16 protein-coding genes and 4 pseudogenes are annotated in these 15348 nt (G+C 41.1%); all 20 read right to left on the reverse strand.

Annotated features, from left to right (window positions below):
- Positions 1-148 precede the first annotated feature (148 nt).
- Positions 149-360: pseudogene (locus tag DWX76_RS04730) on the reverse strand (helix-turn-helix transcriptional regulator).
- Positions 361-668: 308 nt separating this feature from the next.
- Positions 669-809 carry a DUF6442 family protein gene (locus DWX76_RS14245; protein WP_243022452.1) on the reverse strand — a complete coding sequence of 47 codons (141 nt, stop codon included), beginning with the start codon at positions 807-809 and terminating at the stop codon, positions 669-671.
- A 144-nt stretch (positions 810-953) separates the two neighbouring features.
- A complete protein-coding gene (locus DWX76_RS04740; protein ID WP_003062215.1) occupies positions 954-1865 on the reverse strand; it encodes a conjugal transfer protein in 912 nt (303 codons plus the stop codon).
- A 16-nt stretch (positions 1866-1881) separates the two neighbouring features.
- A complete protein-coding gene (locus DWX76_RS04745) occupies positions 1882-2889 on the reverse strand; it encodes a lysozyme family protein (protein WP_003059774.1) in 1008 nt (335 codons plus the stop codon).
- Positions 2886-5095, reverse strand: a pseudogene (locus DWX76_RS04750) (YtxH domain-containing protein). Before DWX76_RS04750 ends, DWX76_RS04745 begins: the two are co-directional and overlap by 4 nt.
- The gene (locus DWX76_RS04755) at positions 5095-7545 is read right to left on the reverse strand and encodes an ATP-binding protein (RefSeq protein WP_003060327.1); all 2451 of its coding nucleotides are present in this window, start codon (positions 7543-7545) and stop codon (positions 5095-5097) included. The pseudogene DWX76_RS04750 and the gene DWX76_RS04755 overlap by 1 nt, the downstream one beginning before the upstream one ends.
- Entirely contained in the window at positions 7523-7921 is a 399-nt protein-coding gene (locus tag DWX76_RS04760) for a conjugal transfer protein (protein WP_118570210.1), read from the reverse strand. Before DWX76_RS04760 ends, DWX76_RS04755 begins: the two co-directional genes overlap by 23 nt.
- Positions 7922-8028: 107 nt before the next feature.
- A pseudogene (locus tag DWX76_RS04765) lies at positions 8029-8531 on the reverse strand (antirestriction protein ArdA).
- Positions 8532-8548: 17 nt separating this feature from the next.
- Positions 8549-9052, reverse strand: a complete 504-nt coding sequence (locus tag DWX76_RS04770; RefSeq protein WP_003062492.1) for an antirestriction protein ArdA — start codon at positions 9050-9052, stop codon at positions 8549-8551.
- A complete protein-coding gene (locus DWX76_RS04775; RefSeq protein WP_008687105.1) occupies positions 8971-9267 on the reverse strand; it encodes a hypothetical protein in 297 nt (98 codons plus the stop codon). The genes DWX76_RS04770 and DWX76_RS04775 overlap by 82 nt, the downstream gene beginning before the upstream one ends.
- A 90-nt stretch (positions 9268-9357) precedes the next feature.
- Positions 9358-9778: pseudogene (locus tag DWX76_RS04780) on the reverse strand (nuclear transport factor 2 family protein).
- Between the two features lie 67 nt (positions 9779-9845).
- Complete coding sequence (locus DWX76_RS04785) at positions 9846-10067, reverse strand: hypothetical protein (protein ID WP_003060793.1); 222 nt, start codon at positions 10065-10067, stop codon at positions 9846-9848.
- 1 nt (position 10068) lies between these two features.
- Positions 10069-10203: a DUF3789 domain-containing protein gene (locus DWX76_RS04790; protein WP_003061156.1), complete on the reverse strand. Its 135-nt coding sequence runs from the start codon at positions 10201-10203 to the stop codon at positions 10069-10071.
- Between the two features lie 13 nt (positions 10204-10216).
- The gene (mobT, locus tag DWX76_RS04795; protein WP_003062030.1) at positions 10217-11413 is read right to left on the reverse strand and encodes a MobT family relaxase; all 1197 of its coding nucleotides are present in this window, start codon (positions 11411-11413) and stop codon (positions 10217-10219) included.
- Between the two features lie 244 nt (positions 11414-11657).
- Positions 11658-12074 carry a hypothetical protein gene (locus tag DWX76_RS04800; protein ID WP_003417609.1) on the reverse strand — a complete coding sequence of 139 codons (417 nt, stop codon included), beginning with the start codon at positions 12072-12074 and terminating at the stop codon, positions 11658-11660.
- A gap of 3 nt (positions 12075-12077) precedes the next feature.
- On the reverse strand, positions 12078-13460 hold the full coding sequence (locus tag DWX76_RS04805; protein ID WP_003417607.1) for an FtsK/SpoIIIE domain-containing protein: 1383 nt from the start codon (positions 13458-13460) through the stop codon (positions 12078-12080).
- 100 nt (positions 13461-13560) lie between these two features.
- Positions 13561-13887, reverse strand: a complete 327-nt coding sequence (locus DWX76_RS04810; protein ID WP_009274548.1) for a hypothetical protein — start codon at positions 13885-13887, stop codon at positions 13561-13563.
- A gap of 15 nt (positions 13888-13902) precedes the next feature.
- Positions 13903-14310 (reverse strand): helix-turn-helix domain-containing protein, encoded by a 408-nt coding sequence (locus tag DWX76_RS04815; RefSeq protein WP_003417606.1) that lies wholly within the window; start codon positions 14308-14310, stop codon positions 13903-13905.
- A gap of 166 nt (positions 14311-14476) precedes the next feature.
- The gene (locus DWX76_RS04820; protein ID WP_003417604.1) at positions 14477-14860 is read right to left on the reverse strand and encodes a YdcP family protein; all 384 of its coding nucleotides are present in this window, start codon (positions 14858-14860) and stop codon (positions 14477-14479) included.
- A gap of 15 nt (positions 14861-14875) precedes the next feature.
- Positions 14876-15202, reverse strand: coding sequence for a YdcP family protein (locus tag DWX76_RS04825; RefSeq protein ID WP_003417601.1), 327 nt, complete (start codon positions 15200-15202; stop codon positions 14876-14878).
- Between the last annotated feature and the right edge of the window lie 146 nt (positions 15203-15348).

Genomic DNA, 15348 nt, shown 5'->3' on the forward strand with positions numbered 1-15348 from the left:
CAATCAATTCCTCTAATTCCATAATCGTTCTCTCCTTAATCAAAATAAAATAATTCTTCAAATTTTTTTATCTAAAGCTATACAAAGCACTAATGCCAATTTTGCTGTTTCAACAATCAATTCCTCTAATTCCATAATCGTTCTCTCCTTAATCAAAATAAAATAATTCTTCAAATTTTTTTATCTAAAGCTATACAAAGCACTAATGCCAATTTTGCTGTTGGATTAAATTGTCCAGTTTCAATAGAACTAACTGTATTCCGAGAAACCCCGACTAGTTCAGCTAATTCTGTTTGTGATAATTTTTTTTCTTTTCGTACAGTTTTTTAATCTGTTTCGCAAAATTAAATGTTCGTCCATTCTATAAACCTACCATTAAAAATTTATAAAAGTAATACCCCATAAATAGAAAAAAAATTCTATAAACCTACCATTAAAAATTTATAAAAGTAATACCCCATAAATAGAAAAAAAGAATAAAGCAATAACAAATTTGGATTTATTTTTTGAAATATGTGCTTCATAACCCATAGAGCCAAATGCCACAGACCCAATAATTGTCATTATGTCATAGTAAGGTTCTTTACAAACTGCTTTAATGAAAAGAATTAAAAATGCAGATAAATAAAACAAACATTAAGCCAAAAGATTTCCCTTGAAGTTTAATTTTAATGAAAAGAATTAAAAATGCAGATAAATAAAACAAACATTAAGCCAAAAGATTTCCCTTGAAGTTTAATATGTTTTTCGTATTCATCAAGATATAGATTCTCTTTTTTGTTTTGTGATAGTATTTTTTCTTTATCCATTATATAACGCTCCCTTCAAATAATACCAAGTACACTTGTCATTTATATTATAGCATTCGGTCATTACAAGTCAATATTTTTGCACAGTTTTCTTGTCGTTTTGTAAAAGCGTGCAAATCTGATAGGAAATGCACGCTATATCATTTATCCTACAATCTTCCAGTTACTATCCTTATGTAGCACAAGCTCATACTGCGATACCTGCGTCGCTTTTGTCTGATTATCAATGAATTTTACCGCAACCTTGACTTTCACATTGTCGCCGTCCTTTATAAAGATAGGGTTTACCAGTTCAGAATAAAGGTAGTCCCTGCCGATAGGTTCAATCACATTTCCCAATACATAGTAAGCAAGCTCTTTTTCCGTCGCTGTTGGGTACAGCTTAAAGAATGTTTCCAGAAAAGCGGTAGCGTCATTTACCGTATCAGCGTCCACGCTTGCGTCTGCTTCTGGTGTCTTAGGCTCATAGTCTGATTTTTCAACTGCTGGTGCAAGGGTAGGGTTTTGAACGATTACCATATCCCCGTCTGCGTCCACATAGACTTTTACAGTATAGGTTGCTTTCACATTGCTTGTCTGTTCTCCCTCTTTTATCTGCTGATCTACTTCGTAGGTAGCAGAAAAAGTGTCCGCTCCCGATTGCTCGATATGCCATACAATCACATCTGTAACCGTGGAGCTGGTCGGTATATCGGTTCTAATGGTGTCTACATTTAAGTCCTGCAATTCCTTTGTCAGATAACCGCTGATTGCCTGCGTCCTTGCTTCGATAGCTTCTTTGCTGTTATCCCATGTGTAATAGGACTTCGCAAAGTTTTTCACGAAATTTTCTATCCCGTTGGTGTCCTGCAAGCAAAGTTCAATGATTTCTTTTTCATGGGTGGTGTGCTGGTCGATAGCCGTAAAATTCTTATACACCCCAAAGCTCACGCTTGCGACAAGCACCACCCACAACGCAATCACGGTTTTCTTATGTGTGCCTACCTTGACAGTACGCACCTTTTTTTCTTTTGGTTCTTTGATAGTTTCTGTCTGTTTCTTATTCTTCTTAAACATATTTTTCAAGTCCTTTCTATTGTTTTACTCGTCCTGCACCGATTAAGTGCTGTTGCCAGTAACTACTACTTAGGTCTGCATATCCTATCGGGTCGCCTGCGTGGTACATCTGTGTCGGCGAAACAAGAATACCGACGTGTGTTACATACGAACCAGCGTTATAGGTGGAATGGAAAAACACCAAATCGCCTGCTTTTGCCTGCGAGAGTGGCAGATGTTGGGTTGCGTCATACTGTGCTTGTGCTGTTCTCGGTAAGGAGATACCAGCTTTTCCATAGCACCATTGCGTCAATCCCGAACAATCAAAGGAAGTATTCGGGTTACTGCCACCATACACATACTTCCAGCCTTGATATTTCAACGCTTCATTCATTACCTTTTGTGCCAGTTCTCCCGATACCTGCGGAACTGCTAAATACTGATTGACTACTTCCACATAGAACATATTTCCATAGCCATACCGCCAGCCCCCATTCTTAGCAACGGCTATCGGGTTGGTGTAGGTTACTTTCTTTCCACCCGATTTCTCACGGGCGAAGCTCTCTGCAAGATTAAAAGTGTGTTTTTTTCCTTTTCCTGCCACATATCCCACATAGCCACCGCCATAGTTATAAGACTGTATCGCTACATTCAAGTCGTCGATACCTTGATTTTTGCAGGAAGAAAGCAGGGACGCAAAATACTTACACCCCTGCTTGATTGAGCTTTCCGTATCTAAGGAATTAGGCGGTAAACCAAGACTTTCCGAACTCTGCATAACATCTTCTGCCGTACCGCCACTTTCTACTTGAATGATAGCAAGTAACACATTGACATACTCGGAGATACCGTTTTCTCTGGCGTATTTTTCTACCATAGGCTGATGTTTCAAGACTTCTGCGGATAGGTTCATACCCGTAATGCCAGAAGAAAAATTGCTGTTCTCGTCGTCGCTGTCCGCACTAATGAGGACGCCAAAGAAAAGCACCAGAGAAAAGAGGATAGGAAACAGACTGCCAATGATAGCGATATGTTTCAGTTTCATTTTTTCTTCTGTCCTTTCTTCGTTACAAGGTTACGGGTTTTCTCTATGGTCTGCTGGTTCTTCTGGACGCTCTGGGTCTGCTGACCTTTATCCTGCGGTCTTTGGTGTCATTCTGGCGTGTTTCCTGCGATACCACTTTTTCTACATTCTGCCTATGTACTGTCTGTGTAGGCTGGGGTGCTTTCTTATCAGAAGCACCAGAAGATAACGGACGCTCTTTGATAACATTTGTCTTGACTGGCTCACTTGCTTTCGGAGTTGGAGCTGTGGCTGGGCGTTTGACTTCCTGCATTTTTTCAACACTCGGCTTTGGAATGGTTGAAGCTGTGACTGGTCGCTCATGGGGACGGGTAGCTCCCGTTGTCGCTGATCCGTCAGCCTTTCGCTGTACCTGCCTTGCTTCTTGTGCCTTTTGAAGCTCCATACGTTTGTCAGCGATATTTTTCTTACGCTGTTCCTGCTTTTCCAAGCGTCCCGTCTGTCTGGACTGCTGTTCCTGCACCATGCCACGCTTGAAGTCGGACACGCTGGACTTTGCCTTTTCCTTTGCGGAATACACCGCATAAGCGGTCTGTGTCGGCATATCCTTGATATTCTCTTTGACAGCGTTTGCCTTGTCTTTCACTTTATTTTTCGTATCTAAAACAGCACCGACTTTTGAACCTGCACGCTGTCCCATGCTGGAAGTGGTATTGCCCCGATTTTCTTTAGAAGCCGTATTTTTTCTTTCGGCTCTCTTGCCAGCAACGGCACTTCCAGCCACCGCACCAGCTACACCGCCCGAAATACCGCCAGCACTTACCGCCCTTGCAATACGGTGTTCCATACGCCTAGCCCGATGTCGCATAAACAGATACGGTCTGCGGAATATGCGTCGTCCCATGCTTTGACTGTCGCCAGCATTAAGTGAGAACATACTCATTAAGTCGCCCAGCTTCATGTAGATACCAGCGAAACATACTATCTGCAAGAACGCCACCATAAAGAATGGGTAGTCTGTGGAAATGTTGTAAAACATACTGGAAATACTAAATGCCACCGTTACAATGAGCGTTATTCCTGCCCGTGTCATTATGGTATTAAATACTCTCACGATTGCCTGCTTTGCCATGCTTTCATAGCTCGGTATCATGGAAAGTAAAAAACTGATAGGTAAAAACATTGCAAAGATAATAAAAAGTATCTGGCTGAACAACATCATGCCCGTAAGCAAGAATACAAATATCGTGATACCCAAGTTAAAGAACAAGAGGAAGAACACCATACCCAAACGGTTCACGACCTGCGGTATTGTCAGATTGTTATTGTCGTTGTCCTCGATTTCTGTTTTCACGACTTCCTCTCTGGTTTTCCCGTCCTCGTCCTCTGGACTTGCCGATACGAGAGCTTCTACACGGTCTGTCCCGATTTCTTCTGCGTTGCTGTTCCCGAATTGAAGCAAGAGCCACGGCTGTTCCACTTGAATAGAAAATAGGCTGTCCCGTATCAAGTCCACGCTGTCCTTACCCTCGCTGTCGGAGTTAGGGAGCATGATTTTTGTTCCCAAATCCAAAGAAGCGGTACTGATGTCTGATGAAAATTCATTTATCTTCTTGATATAGTCGGGAGCATAAGCAATAAATGAAGCGGACAGCACGAACACCACCACAAAGTTGATAACAGCGTGAAGTGCTTTGCTGGTTTCCCGTTTTATCAGTCCCGTATAAGCAACGTACATTCCCACCACTAAGATAATGAGAAGCAGGAAACCAACATAGAAGCCCGTAGAAGAAAAGCCGTTCTCGGTAACGCCTGCAAGGGTCTGTATGCTCTTTCCGATACTGTCTGCCATATCATTGATGAAGTCCAGCTTATAGGCTTCCTGCACCACATAGCCCGTTGCATTACTCAAATACAAACTGATAGTCCAGACAAAGTTGGTAATGCAGTACAGCCCGTATTGTACCGATTTTCCGATACCGTCGAGCCAGTTCCACGGAAGCCACGACCAGCTATTATCGACGAAAAAATCAAGCTGGTAGTTGGAAAGGGGATATTTTGAATAAAGATTTTCTGCGTTTATGGTATCGTCTACAAGCCCCGTCGCATGAGCCACCGTCCCCAAAAGTGAAAGCAGGATAAGGGAGAGTGCCACCACGAACAGAGCCATTTTGAGAAAGTGGAAAATCTTCTTTTTTGTGAACACACCTTTTATCCTTTCTTTCATCACTCCACCTCATTTCTCTGTACGGGCGGTCTGGTATCAAAGGCGTGTAGCAGTTCTTCAAAGACTGGGTGTATCTGCACCACACCGACACGCCCGTATAAGTCCTGCAATAAGCATTGTCCGTTCTCCAAATCACGCAAGCGTTTCTGGTTGTTCTCATCGTCCTTGTCGATACCGAAAAACTCTAAGGTCTGCTTTATCTCGTTTATATCCGTGCTTCTAAATGCAAACTTTAAGCCGATATTGTTTTTCAGACTTTCCTTTGACACGTCATAGGCAGACTGGGTAACGAAATAAACGCCTGCCTGCATAGCTCGCCCAGCACGAACCAGCTTATTTGATAAGGTTTCTCCTTGTGCCACATTTAAGAACGCCCACGCTTCGTCTAAATCGACAATCTTAAAAATGCTTCTGTCCGAATGGATAAAATCAAGGGCAAAGGTACTAATCACAATCAGCATAGACACAGACAACAATTCAATGGTCGTGTATTCTTCAAAAGTGGTATCTTTATCTGGCAGTACAAGGTCGGCTACTTGAATGATATTGAGCTGATTATCCAGACTGATAGCATTTTCTACCGTACCGTCTGAAAACAGCAGGTGTGCAAAGTCGTAGTCCGTGAAGCTGTCGATATGGTCTGCGATATTTCTTGATATGGGCGTATCTTCACGGCGTAGCTCGTCTATCACATGGAGCAAGCCCCGACTGTCGCTCTGGGTAACGGAGCGTACTGCCTTACGAAGTACGGGGAATTTTTCGCCGTCCCTTGAAGAAATACCCGTAAGGAATGTTAAGATGTCGATTGCCAGACTTTCAGCGTCTTTTACATTCTTCATAATCACAAACGGGTCAAGAAGCCCTGCATTGTCCTTATCGCTGGTAAGATTTACGATATTGATTTCATGTGCAATCTCTGGGAGCGTTTCTTTCCAGTTACCACGCTCACTTTTAGGGTCTAACAGAAGTGCTTGACCGCCAAACAGCACCGCATAATATACCAGAAGATTGTTACAGAACGATTTCCCACCGCCAAGCGAACCGACAAAAGCAGACGCTAAAGCGTTGGTAACTGTACCTTTTACACCTTGACTGGCAAGGGACGGTTGCAGGTACACATTTCTTCCCGTATCAACAGAATAGCCCATATAGATACCCGTAGTTTCTCCTAACTGCTGTGTCGCACCAAAGCCAAGCCCAGCTAAAAAATCTGATTTTACATACTGCACATAGTCATTGATATATCGCTTGCTGGCTGGTAAAAATTCAGAATGAAGCCCCAGCATATCCCCAGCAGGACGCACCAGCTTTACATTGAGGTCGTCGTAAAAGTCCTTGACTTCATCACAACGGCGTTTCAGCTCGTCAAGATCGGGTGCAGACACCCGTATGACGTAGCTTAACTTATACATACTTTCTTTTGTCTGGTCTAAATCAGTTTCCAGCTCGTCCACGCTGTCTAAAGCGTCCACCACATTTGAGCTGGTTTCACTTCCTGCTTGATAGGCGTGATTATCAAGGTCTTTCAGTTCCTTTTTCTTGTTGCGGACGGTCGTTAATGCTTTCCGATTTTCCACGATTTCTACATTCATGCTCGTATCAACGGGGAATGTGAATTGCTGTTGCTGGAAATAGAAGATTTCAGACGACGGAAAATCAAGCTCTCCTACAATCGCATTGACGGTAAAATAGGACACATAGCTTTCCTTGTCCTCATGTTCCAATCGTAAATACCGCTGGCTTTCCTCAATCACACACCTTGTCGGACGGATAAGGTCGTAGTATTTTATCAGCGTCTCTTTGTTCAATTTTTTCTTTGGTAGCTGGTACTCATAATCTTCATAAGCGATACCGTCCCTGCCGTAAAGATGTTCCATGAGATACCCAAAATCATGGATTTCCAAGCGACGCACCTTAAAGCGACGGGAGATTTTATTTTCCAGTAACTTTTCCATTTTTATGTAACGGTTGATTTCATCATTCGGCATGGAAACAAAATCATTCATCAGCGTGTGGTTCACTTCATGGAGAAATTCTGTGAACGTCAGCCACACCGATTTTTTGATGTTCTTCAGATTGAGCTGTTCTTCCGTAACCATGAGCTTAAAGCCAAGAAAAAAGCGGTAGTCCACTTGATTGTCCCCAATCATAGATACTAACGCTTCGGTCTGTTCGTCTATCTTCTGGCAGGCAACTTCCTTTAATTTTCCAGTTACCAGCTTCTTTGACTGTTCCTGCATACTGCGGATTGAGCTTTCTGTGGCAATCTGCAACGCATGAATTTTACCCTCACGGGACTGTGCGATAAGCTGTCGGAAACTGTCATGCACGATAAATTTCTGCTCTGCGGATAGAAAAGAATAGTTGTATGGTATCAGCTCATAGTAGGCGAACACCTCATTGTCCTTGTTCCAGACAAGGTTATTGTCAATATATTTTATCGGGAACATAGTTCACACTCCTTACTGCCGTGATTGTTTCATTCAATATCTGCTTATGCAGTTTTACGGCTTTTCCTGCATAAGTGATTTTTGGTCGCAGGGCATAGGTTATCTGTGATTTCAAAAAGCTGTACGGCTTCTTTCCGTTAAAGGTTTTCTGCGACATGAACCAAGTGAGAGCAACGGGAATACCAAAGTATTTGAGAAATGCTCCCTCAATCATGGAAAGTGGGGGAATATCCCCAAACAGAATGATGATAAATTCCGTAATCACAAACCATGTAATCTGTGTAAAAGTAACGGGAAAGGGTAAGTTAAAGTCATTGATTGCATACAAGACTTTTTCCACGTTCCAGATACCCGTGTAGCTTTTAATCTTTTTCAAGTTCTTTCAGCTCCTTTCAAAATAGAAAAGGACAGCCATTTTCAGACTGTCCCTTAAAGAGAAATACGCTGTCAGTAGCAACAATGCTTGTCGCTGATCTTCCAGCGTTAATATGGTATCTCGCACATACCTCGGCTTGTTTCAATAAAGCAACCGCCCATATCCAAATCTCGCCCGTAGGCTTCATAGTCAATGTAATTCTGTAAGCTGGGTGGAATGTCCCCAAGTGCCTGCAATTCGTCTATGTAGTAGTAGGCAACATCTGTCATGGTTTCACAGTCGGGATAATAGTAAATATCGTCCTTATGTTCCACGACTTCTTCCAGCGTCCCATAGTGCTGATAAATTCGTCCAGACACTCTACAATATAGTCGGGAAGTTCCTCTATCATTTCATACATCTCATTGAGTTCTTCAATGGAAACATACTCGCCAATCGCAATGGGAAAGTTGTCGGTATCATGGATAGCGTATTCCTCATACTGTTCATTCAAGCCGATTTTTTCTTTCACATCTTCCTCGTCAATGGGGAACGTGAACCAAGCACCGACTAAATAGCCCTCATTGTATTTGCCAAGATTAGCAATATAAACCGCCATATCATCAATCATAAGCACCACCTCATTTCCTACTCTGGCAGTTCAAAGATACCGTGTTCTGTTACTAAAAATTTCCCGTGTTCCTGCAAGTGAGAAGCGTAGGCTTCAAAGTCAAAGTAGTATTCTTGACAGTCCTCGGATAAATGCTTGAACATCGGGTCGTTCATCAGCTTTTGCCTTGCAACATCTATCATGCTTTTACAGTCGGGATAAACAATAATCACGTTCCTGCAAATATAAAGTGCTTCTAAATTTTCAAACACCGTAAGTAGTGATACATATTCTTCCTGCATATCACTTGAAAGCTGGCGGTACATAAAATCTAATTCGTTGAGCTGGTACACGCTGGTGTGTTCGTGGACTTCATCAGCATAAGGCAACACCTTTTCGATAATACGATAATCCCCACTTTCTGCACCGATACCTAACTTTTCTTCAAACTCGGCAACATCTATCGGCAGGTCGAACCAGTATGATATTGTTTCTTCGCCAGTTGTTCCTCTCGTTTCCACCAGCACCCTTGTTTCCTGCATTGTTCCTCACGTCCTTTCTGTTGCTTCATCACATCTTTTAAGCTCTGGTACGACATACCAAACACATACTTTGAAAAATCTTCTAACTGTTTTATATCATAATTCGTAAGCGGTAATCGCTTCATTTCATGCCACACTTTACGCTTGTAAGAGGGCAGGTTAGAAATATAATCACAGCCGACGTTTGCCTGCATATCCTTAAAAATATCGCTCATTTCATCACTCCAATCTGATTTTAGGTAAGAAAAAAGCAGTCAATCCTAAGACTAACTGCTTTATGTATATGGATATAATTTGATTAAGTTTTAAAACCAGTTTGTTTTTTCATCTCTAAATTGAGGGTTATCGCTGTGTTGATATGGATTATAGTTATTCAGATTGCAACCATATTCTTTTAATGATTTGATTTTGTTATCTTCTGTCCATTCAATTAAGGAAATACCGTCAAATTCTTCAACGCTTCCCGTATTCATTTCATTTTTAAAATACCATTCTACGACAGTTTGATTTTTCTTTATGAAAGAACTGTTTAATATCCCAAATAATGACTTTACCACGAGTATTCCATTCATTAAACCAATGTTTTACTGTTTTAAGATTTTCATATTTAGGACACCAGCTTTCCGTATAAACAACATCTTCTGTAAAAATTTTATCTATTCCTAAGTCTTGCTGTTTCAACCACATATCAAACCATAAACGAATAATTTTTTCTCTCTCATTCAAAATAGAACACCTCGATTACTTCTTTTTTCACATTATAGCACCCATACATCAGCCCCACAATAAAATTTTATGCACCGATAATCTTATTGAACAGCTCTAACAGTACATCTTTCACACCGCCAGCATTGAATACCAAGCCGACAGCAATCAAGGCAACTACCAAGAAACCGATAAGTTTTGAAAACTCACGCTTGAACCCTAAGTAGATACCGATAACCACAATCGACATAAGCACTAAGCTCTGTGCGTTGCTTAAAAACCATTGATACAAATTTTGCCCGAAATTCATGTTATTTGTCCTCGCTTTCTTTTAATTTCTTCATTTCATAGTCAGCTCCTTTGCCAACACTTAAAATACACATCAAGGCTACGCCGATACCCGTTCCAACAGATACCAGCAGGAAGTCTTTCAATAATTCCCACATTTTTTCATCACTCCTAACTTTCTACTAAATCTTTTGCAGGGGTCGTCTGCTGTTTGATTATCATTTCATGCTTTTCTGTGAGCTTTGCCTGCTGTTCGATAGTTTTCATGTAGTCTGTTCCGTTTCCCTTATCAATCCTTTTCAGCATTTTCAAGGTCGGTGCTACCTGCCGTTGTACCCACCGCAATGTACGGTCTAAGGTGTAAGGCTCTGGCTTTGTCGTCAGCTTCAAGCTCTGTCTGTTATCGCCGATAAACCACGCCCAGCGGTCATTGAGTTTCCAGTCATTTTTTCGCTTGTCTGCTTCTTCATCAACAAACCGCACATACTGGTTGATGATAGAAAAGGCAGTCTGCTCTGCGTCATAATAGGTCAGCAAATCTCGTACTGCATAATAGGCACGTTCATTTCTAAGCCGTATCTCAAAACGGTTGATAATGTCGGCTTCTTCCAGCGGTGTCCCTAACTTGACGTACTGCTCATAGTCCTTTTCATAGATACAGAAATACACATCTGATTTTAGCGAACCAAGATAAAGGGTGCGTCCCATATATTCTCTGTCGTCCTCTCTATGCTTGATAAGCTCGCCCGACTGATAAAACTTATAACTTCTGGACTTTCCGATATATTCCCGTTTCCTGCATTTTTCCGCAAGCTCTGGAATATCCAAAATACCCGTATGGTCGTTGATAGCAAGGTCGATACGCTTCATCACGCCACCGTCTATGAGTGCGTCCATGAGAAAGTCATACCAACTTCTTTGTTGTGCCAGCAGGTAACTTTCAAACTGTCGGCAACCACGCCCCTTTAACTCTAAAAGGACACCTTTTTCTTCGTCAGCCGACGTATAGATAAAGATGTCCCCTAAAGAATAATGCTCCGTATAACTGTAATGTCCGTAATCTTCATGGAGCATATAATTGATATTCAGTTTTAATATATCTTTGATGATGTGCTGTATATCCAGCGTGGGAAAACGAATTTTCACATAATCAAACAGCATGGTAAGCGGTACTTCTGGATTGAACCTTGCCAGTTCCTTATGCAGAGTTTCCAGAAGTTCCTTTGACGGCTTCATTTTTCCACTTTCTATCTTGTTGAAATATTCCCTTGTGATACCAGAAGCCACCGCCAGCCTGCCTTGTGAGATACCGTAAGCAATCCGTTTCTCCCGTAATTCTTTTATCCGTTGTTCTTCATTCAGAACCATACCCCCAATCTGTAAAGTGTGAAGTTTTTTAAGGCGACTTCACAGCCGATTTTTGCTAGAAAACCATGCCAGAAGCCTTATGTTTCCTATGTTTTTTGTCTATTGTCTATTTGCAAACGTACCCCTCTGTTAGATACCGAGGGGTTCATCAGCAGAGCAGGGACAAGCCCTGCTCTGCAAAACGGCTTCCACGGTCGTATTTGCTCCGCCGACCGTTCCTGCCGTTGTGCAGGCAGAACTTATCCTACCTGTTCATACCAATGTAAACCATGATGAATGAAACATCAGCGGATAAACATAAATTTAATGTTTCTTCTGATATTTCACTTTTACGGATAGGGTCTGTTTCCAGAAAAGACTTATCAAGCAATTCAAAAACAAAATCAATCTGGCTGTTGCAAGCCGACTGTTTTCTATTTAAGCGTATCAAGAACAAATCGGGCATGAAGTTTTTTTCGTGAATTGCATTTTCAAGAATAGTATCAGCTTTTTTCTCAAACTGATGTTTTGGATTACATTTAAAATCGTGATAACGTTTCTGCACAAATCCCTCGCAATCGGCTAGAAAATCTCCATAATTGATACAGATACATTTTACGCTCTTAGATTTCTCGTCTTTATCTTCTGATTGTATTATTTTATTGATTTCTTTTATTTCCATGAGTTAGTTCTCCTTTCCTTGTTGTTCTGGCATAACTTGTCTTTCTTGTGCAAGCCTGCCGATAGTCTGCAAAAAATCATGTCCTTTCGGGACTAAAGGCGTGTAAAATTCACTTATCACGCTTGTTCCCACATCACAATAACCACGCCCCTTGATACGCTTCTGGAAAAACTGCTTTTTCACGTCTGAACCAAACAGCATACCGTAACCTAATTCACTGATACGCCCAAGTCCCACACGGAAATTGAAGTTATCTCTGATACCGTCTGAAAAATACTTTGCGTCTGGACGCTGGCAGGCAACGATAAGGAAATATCCTGCTTGTCGTCCCAACATAACGATTTTCTTTAACTGGCTAAGCAGGCTCACGCTTTCTTTCGTCCCAAGCATTTCAAAAAATGCTACATATTCATCAAAGATAAGAAAGCAGGGTGGAAGTCCCAGATAGGCGTAGTTTTCGCCAGTCTTATAGTTCGGGTGTCGCTTCATTTCCTCACTTCGCTGTACCATGCCCTCATAAAAGGCATTGACGCAATCTATCATTTCTTCTTTGGTGTGATACACATTTCCCATAACTGTCCCTAAGTCTGCAAGGTCAGCGTTCTTCGGGTCTAAGATATAAAGGACAGCGTTGGTATGCAGTAAGGCTTCAATGAGCGTCAGCAGGAAATAGGTTTTACCGCCACCCGTTCCACCAGCAATCAGAGCGTGAGGGAGTGCGTCATATTCCCAGACAAGATTGTTCATCAGTTTCAGACTGCCGTTTTCTGCCCGTACTTCATCAATGGTAATGCGGTTCGCTATCATATCATAAAGCAGGGTATATTCGATATAGCCGTCATGCAGGGTCTTGTCGGTCAGCTCGCAATACAAGCCACTTTCCAATTTATCCTCTAACCGTAAAAGCTGGTCTTGATATTTTCCTAATGTGATTTCACAGCGGATATGAAGCAGTCCCTTTTCCATTTGATAATAAATCTTTGGAAACCAGACGATTTTTTCCCTTGATCTGCTTTGCAGGTCAGTAAAAAAACCGCTGTCTTGTACGGTATCGGCTTCATACCACTTATTTTCCAGTATCATTCTTGCCAGCTTTTGACGGTGCAGGAGCTTCTTGAAACTGTCGTAACAGAAGCGGTAATACAGAAAAGCGACCAATACACAAGCACCAGTCGCTATCAGTATGGTTATGAAGTTGTAAGGGGAGAGCGTCAAGTCGTTTTCTAACAAGCTGAAATGCTCCCAATCGGTACACATGAGCTGTTTGATATTCAGTAGCAGAAGAACCGCCACGAACACAAACAGAAGCGTCCCTATGGAAAAGTGGTAGACAAGGTGCTTGTCGCTGGCTCTGATACGATGTCCTTTATTCCAAATCTTACGCATAAATCATTCGCTCCTTTCTGGGTATGAAAAAAGCAGTCAATCGTATAGACTAACTGCTTTGTAAATGTTGCAAGATATAATCATAAATCTGCATTTTTAGTTATATTAAGGTCGCACATATAATGCCAATTACACCAATAGCCAAAAATAACAGTCCAACACCTGCTGATTTTTTACGTTTTTCTAATTCTTTTGAGTTGCTTTCACTCATATTTACAATAGGGTATTTTCTTCTTCCGATTAGATACATAAGCAAACCACTTGAATTATTCCCACTCATTGTAAATACTCCCCAAAATTTAGGGTGCTTTAATCCTCTGGCTGTTGCGTCTATAACAGTCATATGATAAATCTGAAACACAACACAAAACGCTCCTACAAGTGCAACTGCTCCACAAATTACCGCTAAAACTATGTTCAAATCCATAACAAAATATCCTCCTTAAAATTTTTTGATTATCTGGTAAAGTAATGCTGATGAAGTGATAACCATAAGACAAAATATTCCAACTAAGAAATAACGGTTATCTGGTATAAACATATTTAATGTTATCAGCAATGCTACGACAATGATATTTACAATAATTGCCCATATCATTTTTTGGTTGCTTTTTACAACATTTGTACTTTCTTCTAAATGTTCAATCATTTTTTCATCACCCTTTAGCAATACGTCAAGACTTATAGAATATAGGTTGCTCAACTCTATTACACTGATAATGTCTGGGTAAGATTTTTCATTTTCCCAGTTTGAAATTGTCTGCCTTGATACATTGATTTTTTCTGCAACATTTTCTTGTGTCATTCCAGACTGTACTCGTGCATTTTTAAGTTTCTTACCTATTTCCATATTTCGATTGCTCCTTTCGGTGTCATTGTCATATATTAACCCTCAAATGTCTATCCAATATCTTCGACAAAGCCTTTTTTCCTTGTCAAAATTGTTTTACATAGCTTAAATACGGCTCTTTTGGCTCATTATACTGTAATTTCAGAGTAAAATCTATGACCTAGATTTATTTTTTTGACTGTCCTTGCGGTGTATGGTTCTGTGGACTGCCTGCGTTCTGGTTGCCTTTATTCTTCAACACAATATCCTCTGCCTTTACATACCAGTCCACATCTGCACCCGTATAAGTTTTTCGTGATACTGTATCGGCTACTGGATTGACAAGCTCCACGACTGCATTGTACGGAAATTCCCTTAACGGTACTTCTGGCGGTACAGACACGGGGATAATTCCACCATGCAGACTGCACTTCAAATCATAGATACGCTTTTTAAGCTGGGTACTCGGTGTCCCGTCCTCATTCTGTAAGAACACATCACGCACCGCTGTAAATTTTAATTCTCCAAATGTTTTTTCTTTGTCAATAACAAACCCGTTTGATAATCTCATAAATTCTTCACTCCTTTACTTTTCTTCAACTGCTACAATATCATCAGCAACTAATACATAATCGGTATGTCCCATATCCCCGATTGCGTAACCTCTGCCGTATAACTTCGGATTGACAAGTTTTACTTTCTGCTCATACTTGAACTTCTTTTCGCCAGCCTGCACGGGAATTTCCACCACAACATTTTCGCCTTTCTGTACGTCAGAATAAAGGTTATAGCTTCGTCTGGCTAAGACCCTACGGTTATTTTTATCTCTTTCAAAGATAGGCTCGCTTTCGCCTGCAAATTCAAGAGTTCCAAAAGACTGTGCCATATCTGGCACGACATATTTCATTTCCATATTGTTTTACCTCGTTTCTTTCTATTTTTAATAAATTGATTGTGATTTCTTATTCTGGCGGTTTGGGAAGTACCAGCAATCCCACAGATAGTAAAGGGTAAAATCAATGCTTACGCACCCTTGACTATCCGTGTTCTTGCAGGTTG

Source organism: Clostridium sp. AF21-20LB, from assembly GCF_003478795.1.
GTDB classification, from domain to species: Bacteria; Bacillota; Clostridia; order Lachnospirales; family Lachnospiraceae; genus Otoolea; species Otoolea fessa.

Bases quoted from the DNA above. Each gene is read 5' to 3' on its own strand.
- DWX76_RS14245 (WP_243022452.1), bottom strand. From the start codon at position 809: ATGGATAAAGAAAAAATACTATCACAAAACAAAAAAGAGAATCTATAT.
- DWX76_RS04740 (WP_003062215.1), bottom strand. From the start codon at position 1,865: ATGTTTAAGAAGAATAAGAAACAGACAGAAACTATCAAAGAACCAAAA.
- DWX76_RS04745 (WP_003059774.1), bottom strand. From the start codon at position 2,889: ATGAAACTGAAACATATCGCTATCATTGGCAGTCTGTTTCCTATCCTC.
- DWX76_RS04755 (WP_003060327.1), bottom strand. From the start codon at position 7,545: ATGTTCCCGATAAAATATATTGACAATAACCTTGTCTGGAACAAGGAC.
- DWX76_RS04770 (WP_003062492.1), bottom strand. From the start codon at position 9,052: ATGCAGGAAACAAGGGTGCTGGTGGAAACGAGAGGAACAACTGGCGAA.
- DWX76_RS04775 (WP_008687105.1), bottom strand. From the start codon at position 9,267: ATGAGCGATATTTTTAAGGATATGCAGGCAAACGTCGGCTGTGATTAT.
- DWX76_RS04785 (WP_003060793.1), bottom strand. From the start codon at position 10,067: ATGAATTTCGGGCAAAATTTGTATCAATGGTTTTTAAGCAACGCACAG.
- DWX76_RS04790 (WP_003061156.1), bottom strand. From the start codon at position 10,203: ATGTGGGAATTATTGAAAGACTTCCTGCTGGTATCTGTTGGAACGGGT.
- mobT (WP_003062030.1), bottom strand. From the start codon at position 11,413: ATGGTTCTGAATGAAGAACAACGGATAAAAGAATTACGGGAGAAACGG.
- DWX76_RS04800 (WP_003417609.1), bottom strand. From the start codon at position 12,074: ATGGAAATAAAAGAAATCAATAAAATAATACAATCAGAAGATAAAGAC.
- DWX76_RS04805 (WP_003417607.1), bottom strand. From the start codon at position 13,460: ATGCGTAAGATTTGGAATAAAGGACATCGTATCAGAGCCAGCGACAAG.
- DWX76_RS04810 (WP_009274548.1), bottom strand. From the start codon at position 13,887: ATGGATTTGAACATAGTTTTAGCGGTAATTTGTGGAGCAGTTGCACTT.
- DWX76_RS04815 (WP_003417606.1), bottom strand. From the start codon at position 14,310: ATGGAAATAGGTAAGAAACTTAAAAATGCACGAGTACAGTCTGGAATG.
- DWX76_RS04820 (WP_003417604.1), bottom strand. From the start codon at position 14,860: ATGAGATTATCAAACGGGTTTGTTATTGACAAAGAAAAAACATTTGGA.
- DWX76_RS04825 (WP_003417601.1), bottom strand. From the start codon at position 15,202: ATGGAAATGAAATATGTCGTGCCAGATATGGCACAGTCTTTTGGAACT.